General features: G+C 41.4%; 2 protein-coding genes. Both read right to left on the bottom strand.

Features of this window, described 5'->3' with window-relative positions:
• Positions 1-6 precede the first annotated feature (6 nt).
• Positions 7-7,059, bottom strand: coding sequence for a protein kinase (locus HYS07_05675; GenBank protein MBI1870668.1), 7,053 nt, complete (start codon positions 7,057-7,059; stop codon positions 7-9).
• Between the two features lie 90 nt (positions 7,060-7,149).
• Positions 7,150-9,998: helix-hairpin-helix domain-containing protein (locus HYS07_05680; protein MBI1870669.1), on the bottom strand; the 2,849-nt coding region annotated here is incomplete at its 5' end.

The raw sequence follows: 9,998 nt of genomic DNA on the forward strand, positions 1-9,998 counted from the left end.
AAAAGACTACGCCTTTACCGCAGCCAAGTCATACATCTGACGCGTTGCTTTATATTTTTCCTCGTCTAATTCTTCTTTCTTAAGATGCACGCTATAGGTCTTCACTCCTTGTCCCACCTCTTTTGCCTTAAACCGTTTTGCAAGCTCTGCATTCATTGCGCTCAATTTATCAAACATCGTTTGATCAAGCTGGATATCAATCGCATCGCCCAGTATGAGTTGATTCAAAATTTTCGAGTAAATAGATTGATGGCTGGGGTCGATCACAACCTGAATATTTTGAACTTGTAATCCCATTAAACCCTTCGCCTCAGCCGCTTTTATAATATAATTTTCCATATTTTCAGGGCTTGCCTCTTCTCGAGTGGGTGCCTGCTCAAAAATAATTCCTTCATTTCTAAATCTCAACAAAACTTCGGCTCCAGGAATTTTCTTATCAACCAATGCCTGAAGGCCACCGATCTTACCTTCATGGTCAACCAATACTATTTTCATTTGGCCTTGACTCTGACGCATCTGGGCCGCTGCTTTTACTAAAACTGCAATTGAAGCCTCAGCCCCAGGACGAGCGATATTATTACCATCCACAAGAGTCGAAAGATCGATCAGCAAAAGCGCCGGAGCTCTATCCAGTGCCTCTGGTCTGTCCATAAAAAGTCCACGAACAACTCCCTCAAGCGCTTCAGCCTTAGACGCTTCAAAACGATTCGCAGATGTTTTCCGGATTGACTTCTGAAGCAATGCAAATTGTTTAACCGAGGTCTCAAATTTTTCAATTTGGAATATGACATTATCCGGAGACTTTCCTAAGGCTGTTAATATCAAGGGTAAATATTGCTTAATAAATTCTCTCTGCTCAGCACGATCATCTCCAATCACAGCTTGAAGGGCATCTAGATCCATTTCTCGAATTTCATTCCAGAGAAATTCTACTTGAGTAATATCAGTCCAACCATTTTCAATGATTTGAAGGGCCCAGGCCAATATATGACTGACACGAGCAAGATCTGGTAACTCCCCCAACCCCTCTTGAACCAAGAGGGGAGTCCCTCCTACTGAAGTCTCTCCCCTTTCTTTTAAGGGGGAGCTGGAGAGGTTACTCTCCATCCAATTTTTAATAAATATTTCCATCTTTTCATGCTGAAGAGCAATTTTTTTATCTTGGGCATTCCTAGAAATAAATATATAGAGCTTGCCATCATTCCCATAGCAGTGATAGGCCCCGCCGACCGTCTTTAAAATATCTTTTAAACCTGGAAACAATTTTTCCAGATGAGGATCATTTTCATCATAGTTCACTTCCTGATACGTTGTAACCCCTCTAACTCCCCTTAAACTAAGGGGAGAGCCCGTCTCCCTTCCCGATTCAAGAGTAGCCATCTCCCCTCTTGGTTCAAGAGGGGTTGGGCGAGTTACGTTCTTTAACTTACTTAAATAAGGGTCGCCATCATCAATTGTCACCGTCCGACTCTTACTAATTTTTTTTAGATTTACTGCAAATTCAATCATCTTTAATTCCTTATCACGACTCAAACTCACTTGATGATGCACCAATTTCTTACGAGCTCCGCCGCTTCCTGGCGTACCAGAGCCCGGAGGTGTTTTGGAGCCTGAAATTCGGGCGAGCCATCGGACGAAGGGAGATTGCGCAAACGCTTCAACCTTAAGCCAAGAAATTCCTGCCAATGTTGTATAAATTAGACTTTTTCGAAAGGTTAATTCCTCTAATGCCCTTTCCCTGAACCTTGATTCATAAGCGTTTAACTCGTCCATATTAATCTGCATAGTTCGCATAGGTTCTGGCATGCGCCTATTTAAAGTTTCTATGACCCGATGCTGAAGAGATGCCCGCATTTCAGACGTTTCTGCTTCAACTCTTTCGAGAAATGCAGTGTCTTTCTCCCTCATTTTTCTTTCATGAAGTAGTGTCAACCCTTGTTTTCCATATTTGATGACCTCTAAAGCCGCCGCCCCTATGTGAGCTGCAAGGACAGCGATGCTATATTCACGAGTTTCTCCACTATATCTTGCTCTACGCTGGACAAGTCTCTCTTCTAAAATAGGCTCTAGTTCATCTATCAAATCTGGATTGCTTATAATCCACTGCATCAAGTGCCATTCTGAAATTTCATGAACACCCACTTCGTCACGTTCTTCCATTTTAAGGTTTCGACTCATCCAAATTTCAACACGATTCCTTTCAGCAACTTTAATCACCGCATCATTTCCTTGAAGTTTATCAGCAGGCACCAAATAACAGCTTAGTTCGGCATCTTCACCCAAAAAGTTTTTAATCTGTTTATAAGGAAAAGATGGAATTAAAAATGACTCGTACTTATTTGACTCTGCCGGCTCATGAAGTGAGGGAAGACCCATCTCACCCTGAGAAGAACGGCTTTGATCGGCCCTTTGACCCGTAGAAGTAGTTGTAGAAACTGCATGAGCAAGCGTACCAAAAGCACCCGCCACCTCTGGAGCCAAAACATCATCAACGATTTCGATGTCAGGTGAAATTTCCTCTGGTAAAACAATGTCTAATTGATCTAGGGCCTCTGAAGTCGACATTCTCTGTGTAACGTCCTTCGCGAGAAGTCCTCTGAAAAAAGTTTGAAGATCGGAATTCAATTTTGAAAAAGCTGCTTCATATTGTCCATCAAAGGGATCGACATTTGTCACCTTTTCACGCCCTTTTACTGCACGACCTTGCCCCGTGGGCACTTCTCTATCCATGACTCGAAAGGGACTTGTGTTTAAAAGGGACATATATAAAATAACCCCCAGTGCAAAAAGATCACTTTTAAAACTGAAATTGCCATCATAAGTTTCTGGAGACATATAGGTAAGAGAGCCAATAATGAATCCGGATCGAACCTTTATTTCAGGAGAACCCGCAGCCCCAAAATCGATCAGGGTCATTTTGTTTGTTTTAGGATTATAAAAGAAGTTTGCAGGCTTAAGGTCTCGATGGACTAAATTTAGGCCATGAACTTCTTCCAAGGTTTTCAGCAGCTCTTTAAAAGCCGTCAAAATATTATTCTGAAATGTTTCATATGTTAACTCTCCACTCACCAGTTGAGTTCGAAGGTTATGAACATATTGATCCCATCTGATTGTCCCTTCTTCTTGAGTTACATCATCCATTGCAATGAATGAATCCCCATTTTCTAGAACACCAAACTCACGAACCGCAGGGTCTGGATTGTTTGGAAGGTCATGTACTTGTTTCTGAATTTGAGCTTCTCTTTCAGGGGTTGGGAGATAATGATAATCATCCTCTGGGCGAGGCGAAATAATTTTTAAAGCTACGTGCTCGTTAGCATTTGTATCCAGAGCTCTAAAAACAGAACCTTGACCTCCTTCACCTAACTTCTCCAAAATCTGATAGTGACCCATGACTGTTCCAATCTCATAAACATGTCTAGGTGTAGAAGGTGAAGCAGAGGGCGACAATCCACTCTCCCCTTCAGGAGCAGGTTCTTCTAGCAAGGCTTCGACTGGGACTTCAGGTCTAGCTAAAAAAGAGGAAGCCTCTGCCTCAGCCAAAATAACCGGTGTTATTCTCTCTAACTCATTCAAAGCCTGAGCGGCATTTTTGAATCTTTGACTCACATGCTGATCTAGAATTTGTCTTATATAAGACATCAAGGGAGGAGAAATAGAAGCAATATCTTGTCCCTGAAACGCATCATTACCCAATTTCTTCGTTGCAATCACAACTTCTACATCTCCTGGAGCAATGCCAAAGGGAAAAGAAGCAGCGATCATATTAAAAAAGATTACGCCAGCAGAATACAAATCTGATTGAACCGTTCGTCTTGTCTCAGGAGCTGCGTATAAGAAAGAAAGCTGCTGAAGGGCTTGTTCTTCTTCCGTCTCACTTGTTGAAGAACCAAAATCAAGGAAGGTGATTTGATGCTTAGAGGCATTGTAGCGTATATTTTCAGGTTTAAGGTCATTGTGTAATATCCCCCGAGCATGAAGTTCACCCAAAGCAGTCAGTAAAGCTTTAAAAAACGTTAGCATCTCTTGCATGTATACATCTCTTGAAAGAGTTCCTTCATCCATCCCATCTTGTAAGCGTACAATATAATCCTGAAGATCTTCATCTTGATTAAAGTCCATCACAAGAAAATGACGTTGGCTCCCCTGATCATAACCATATCCATAAACTGAGGGGGCAGGTCCTCCATCGCGGGATGCAGATAACTGACGTTGATATTCTTGCTCAATTTTTCTTTCGGCATCCTCAGCTCCCTCTTTCATCCACTTAATAGCACGTACATTGCCATCAACATCCTTAGCCTCCCAGGTTTCTGCAGTCGTTCCTTCACCTAATTTATTTACTAAGCGATAGCGACCATCAATAATCGTTGCCCCCTGACGATTCCATTGACTTAACACTTCAAAAGCTTGGACTTCAGCATTCAAAGCTTCTAAGGCATCATTGATATTCCAATAAAGCTCATCCAGTTGTTTTCTATCTTCCGCCGAAAGTTGAGCCAAAGCATCTCTTGCACTAACAAAATCATTCACTAAATTTGCTTCGCTCAGATTTAACGACGTCACCTCATCAGGTGAGGCAGAAGATAAATCTTCCCTCCATCCCTCAACTTGATTCATTGCCTCAGCAATACGATTCCGTAGAGAAAGCATTTGAGACCGAAGCGTCTCTTCTCCTTCAGACCCAGCCAATTCAGGAGACGGAGCTTCTTCTCCTCCACCAGCCAATTGAAATTCATCTAAAGAAGCGCTGTTAAAATCAATTCTCAAAACGGGCAGAAGATGATCATAAGTATGCTGATCTGGCGAAGACAAAACCTGCTTCAAAATTGCCTTTCGTTGCTGGTGAATTCCTGTTTCTAATACAGGATCATTTAATTGGTTTAAAATAGATCTCAAGTCCTGATCACTTTCAAGAAGTCCTAAAAATTCGACATATCGCTCATCGATTCTTTTCAAGGAGGCCCCGCTCCCTTTCGGAAGTTTCCGAGCTCGATCAAGGAGACAATCCATCCAAAAGGCTGAAACAGCATGAGGAGTAAGCGTCTCCACAAAAGTATTCCCTAAAACGCCACGAGCAAGAACCTGTAAGGGTGCTTTAAAAGGTTTCATTCCCTTTTCACTGTAAGGTCTAAATCGAAAAATGAGGGGCTCCCCTTTTATTAATCCAAATACAAGCCGGGCCCCTTCTTCATCCAAAGCACTATATAAAATTTTAATCCCTTCACGATCTCTATCTTTTAACCACTGCGCTAATTCAGGATTTTTCTCTCTCCGCTTACGCGCATAAGCAAGCGTTGCTGCCGTCAGAGCAAATTCAGCCTTAAAATCATCTCCCACTTGCGTTTTTCTTCTGGGATCCGTGCTGATAAATCCAATGCCATCCTCTAGAGCAAGCATTTCTCCAATCCCCTTTAGATCTTCAGCCGTCAACGCATATTCTGGATCGCCCATTCTCTTCAGATAAAGCTGATAAGCCTCTTCAATAGAGTCCCTCGGAATCACAGGAGAAATCACATGATAGGAAATATTTTTTTGTTGAAAGAATTTTTCCAAACCAGGGGTATGATAACCCCCAACCATCAGAACAGCACTCTTAACATTTTTTTCAGAAAACGAAGCCATGAAATTTTTGGCGATTTCTCCATCGCGAGATTTAATAGTTTTGTAATATTGCTCATACAATGGAAAATATTTTTTCAATGGAGCACTATCTTCGCCCATAAACTGCTGAATTTTATCCCAGCCCAAACGCTCAATCGTTTCCTCAACAAGCGTTAAGTCATCTTCACGACCTCTTAATTCCGCCATTCTTTTAAGGGCATAGAGCCATTCAAAAATAATTGCGGATTTATCAGAAATAAAACTCAGTTTAAGATTCTCTTCAATCTCACGAATTTCTTCCATCAATTGATTGTCATTAATTTCAGTTCTAAACTGATAGGCCTGAATCGAACGGTCAATATTAGGGTAATCTTTTAGATTAATTTCTGAGCGCTTAGAGAAATCAATCAGAGCCAGATAATATTCATTAATTGAAAGCTCATTCATTCGATATTGAAGCGTCAGTTCAAGTAATTGAATGAGATCCTTTCGGGATAATTCATCACCTAAAACATCCAGAAGCTTTCTCTCCTCATCTCCCAAGAGACTTGGATGAATTTCTTTTTCCATTTCAAAGTAATGAAGAACGTTTACATAATTTCGGATTTTGGATTTTGGATTTTGGATTTTTAAGGAGATCTGTAAATCGCTTAAAGCCTGGCAATAATCAAAAAGGCTTAATTCGTGACGAACATATTGATCATGAAATTTAATCAATGAAATAAGTTGAGAGTTTTTTGCCTCGAGCCTCGAGCCTCGAGCCTCGAGCTGCTTTATTAATTCCTCTAAAACGGGCAGGACTTCATCCTTCACCTTTAAAACATCTAAAAAGAGTTTCTTATTTTTTAAATAGTAAAGAGGCGTTTCAATTCCATAGAGAAGTGGATTGGACTCACTTGTAATGGCATAAAACTCAGGCCCATTGAGCTTGGCATTTTTCATCAAAAATTCTGCAGTATCTCGGCGGATTTCTGGATCTGGAAGATTCTTAAAATAAGAATAATCAAGGGCGCCACTGGCGCCTTCAAGGGCGATGAGAAAGCTGGAGCTTCGAGCTTCGAGGCTACTTTGGCTCGAGGCTCGAAGCTCGAGGCTCGAGGTAAATACTTTCTCAGTTTTTGCTTTTGTTTCTGCTTCGAGCTGATTTTCAATAATTTCCAAGATCCTGGCCATTCGCCATTGGACTTCAAAGTTCCCGTGGGCGTCTTGAAGGAGATAAATGGTTTTTGCATCTTTATCGGGAGAAATCCAGCTTCGCTCAATCCATCCTAATTTTTGAGGAATATAAAAATCTATATTTTTACCGAGAGAAGAAACGGAAGCAGGATTAAAGGGCAGCGTTTGCGCAAAAAGACTCTGGGAAGAGAAAATCATATCTTTCTCTATCAAAGAGAATGCGAAGGCAACCGTCACCCCAATACGGATCAATTTTATAAATAATGTTTCTCTTTTCATACTCCTTCTCTAACTCCCCCATCTCCAAACTCCCAATTTAAAGATACGATCGAGATGGACATTTCCAACATAAAAAAACCTCTTTTTTGTTTACGCTGCTTCTTGGGCCATCGGATGCACCCTTCTTCTTTCATCTAATCTTTGAGAAGGACTTGAATTCGTAGATGGATCATTCGATAATCCTGCAAGCAAGAGATCCACAGCCCCAATAAAATCCGCTTCAGTTGCAATATCTCTAAAATGGGCATAGCTTCCATACTGATTCGTAACCAAACTTGTCAAATCTTGATACGAAATATGTCCCGCTTGAACCATGGTCATCAAAGAAGTAATGACGGCTCGTTTGTTCTCATTCAACTCTGCCTGATGTCGAGCGAGATAATGTTCAATATCTTTGGGACGAGCGGATAATTGACGCATACCCTGAGCCACTTGACTTACCTTTTCTGTAAAATGGGCCAAGGAGGTATCCGTCTTTTCTTCAGAACCCGCCCCCGCAAGAAGCTCATTCATTGAAGCCTCAAATTCTTGAACTGAAGGCAATGTAAGTAATTGTGTTTCAATGGCACCCATGGCTTCTTTAATTTTTGATTGAACAAGAGCACGATCTTTACGATTAAGATCTTTACGTTTTGAATCCTTCTCTCTCGCCTCATACTGTTCTAAAATTTCTTTCATTTCATAAAGCATTTCTTGATTCGTTAAAAATGGTGCTATGGATTGAAGATGATTGATCAGTTTAAGAATATCAGCAGCTTTTGCTTTATATTGACCTTGAAGCACACCCAATGCAATGCCTCTTAGACCCAAACGAATTCTGTTCTCTTGTTCATCATCTGCCGCTTGCGTTAATGCTTGTTCTAATTTTTCAACAGCCAATGAAATCAAACCTCGCTCCATCAAAGCCATCGCGGCCTCGATCATCTTATTCACTTCTTCTTTCTCTTGAACTTTCAAAAGACGATTGGCCTCTCCCATAAGAGCTTCTAGTTGTTTTGTTATTCCTTCACTCTTTACAGATTTGAGAGCTGAAGCTAACTCCTGAATCGCTTCATCAATTTTTCCTTCTTTGAGCAACTGCTCAGCCTTTTCACCCCTACGACGAGCCGCACGATCACGCTCTATTTCTCGAATTTGTGTTTGAGCACTTAAAGCAATTGCATTCTGAGGATCGATTGCAAGAACGGCTTTATAGGAAGCCGCAGCCTTTGAAAGCAGATCTTGAGCTGTTAAACCTTGAGGAACGTCATTTATTTCCCAAAGAGTTCTATAGATCGAAACCAAGGTCAAGGCAACTTCAATATTCGAAGGATCCTGACTGACTCGCTCTTCATATTCCCGCATCAGAAGATGGCTTGGGTTTTCTGTATTCTGTGTCAAAAGGTCAAGATAACGGAACAATCGTTCATGATCCACACCTTCCCCTATCAACCTTTCTATAGCCTTTTTCACTTCTGCTTGTTGAGCAGCATTTAATTTAAGATAAGCTCTTCCCAATTGATTGAGGTCATTTAAATCCTGTGCAACACTTAAATGATCCACTCCACGATTGTTTCTCAAAAGATCTACGAGTGCTCCAAAGATTATCGAAGTCGGACCTTTCAGTTGATTTGTGATCTCGGAAAAACTGCCTGTGAGTTTAACCACACGTTGATATTCACTGATTGAAGAAAGAACACTCATCATTCCTGCACGAGCTGTTCTTAATTTTTCTTTGGTTATTTCAGAAGTCGTACGAGTGATCTGACCATTCATTTTTTCAATCAATTGGACAATTTGTTTTTCGGCACCAGGAAGAACACGTTCGGCATCTGCTTTGTCAGAGCTCAATTTCTCTAGTCTACCCACCACATCATTATTAAACTGAATAATTTCCCAGCCCTGTACCGATGCAGCTCCAACCGAAAGCTCAGCCAATCGAGGGGTCGCACGAAGGGCTTTTAGAATCTCTCTGTGTAATTGATAAACTGGTTTATTTTCATCACCCATCTCGCCTAAAAGAGCATGTTCTTTAAGTTTTTGAATATCTTCCGGTGTCATTCGAAGCATCATTCTTAAATCAGTCCATCGGCGAATTGAAAAACCATCGCGTCGATATTCCAAAATGGTGCGAGCCATCTCAGGCGTAAGACCTTCCACCTTTTCCAAACTCTCTTGATCAGCCTCATTAAGATTGACCTTGCCCACTTCTTTGGCACGCGCTTGGGCCTCTTTGACAGCCTTGTCGAGATTTTCTTTCTCTGTTTTGTATTGTTTTGTTGATAATTTTTCAACTTCTTTTGCCAATTCCTGAAGAACATTCGCTTCCAAGGCTTCCGGTGAGACTGCCAAGCCCGCTTGATCAAGCAAGAATTTTCTCATTCGAAGCGATAGTTCTCGCTCACCCGTTGAAAGCTGATCGATTCTTGCCAGAAGGGCATTGACTATCTTCTTCCAGTTTTCTGCTTCCTGCTTTTCTTTCTCTCCCAACTCCCGACTTCCAACTCCCAACTGATTTTTTACCACCGCCGGAATTACCGCATAGAAAGCCTCTGCCGAAAGATTTAATCGTTCTATAGGCTTTTTCAATTTAAGAAGCTCTCGTTCCTTTACCCGAAGATCATTTCTTAAATCATCGAGCGACTTCTCTTTGGTTTGAGTTTCTAAGAGTTTGGCCCTTTCTTCATTTTCTTTTTCTAGTGCAGCCAATTTCTGAATCTCTTCACCCATCTCTTCTTCGGTCAAATGTCGTCCTGCCTTTGTCAATATTTCCTCTTGCCGTATCCAATCCTTTTCTTTGTCTGACACAGCCTCTTTCGCTTCATCATATTTCTTAAGGAGATCCGCCTTGGTCTTATAAGCTTCCTCGGCCTTCTTAAAGGCCTCTTCCTTCTGGGACAAAGCCTGAGCTTGCGGCTGCCATTCTTTTTCAAGCTCGGCCACACGCTTCTCGACTTCAG

Source organism: Chlamydiota bacterium (genome assembly GCA_016178055.1).
Lineage (GTDB): Bacteria > Auribacterota > JACPWU01 > JACPWU01 > JACPWU01 > JACOUC01.

What these genes read in the sequence shown, in the direction of transcription:
- HYS07_05675 (MBI1870668.1), bottom strand. Translation starts at nt 7,059, where the DNA reads ATGAAAAGAGAAACATTATTTATAAAATTGATCCGTATTGGGGTGACG.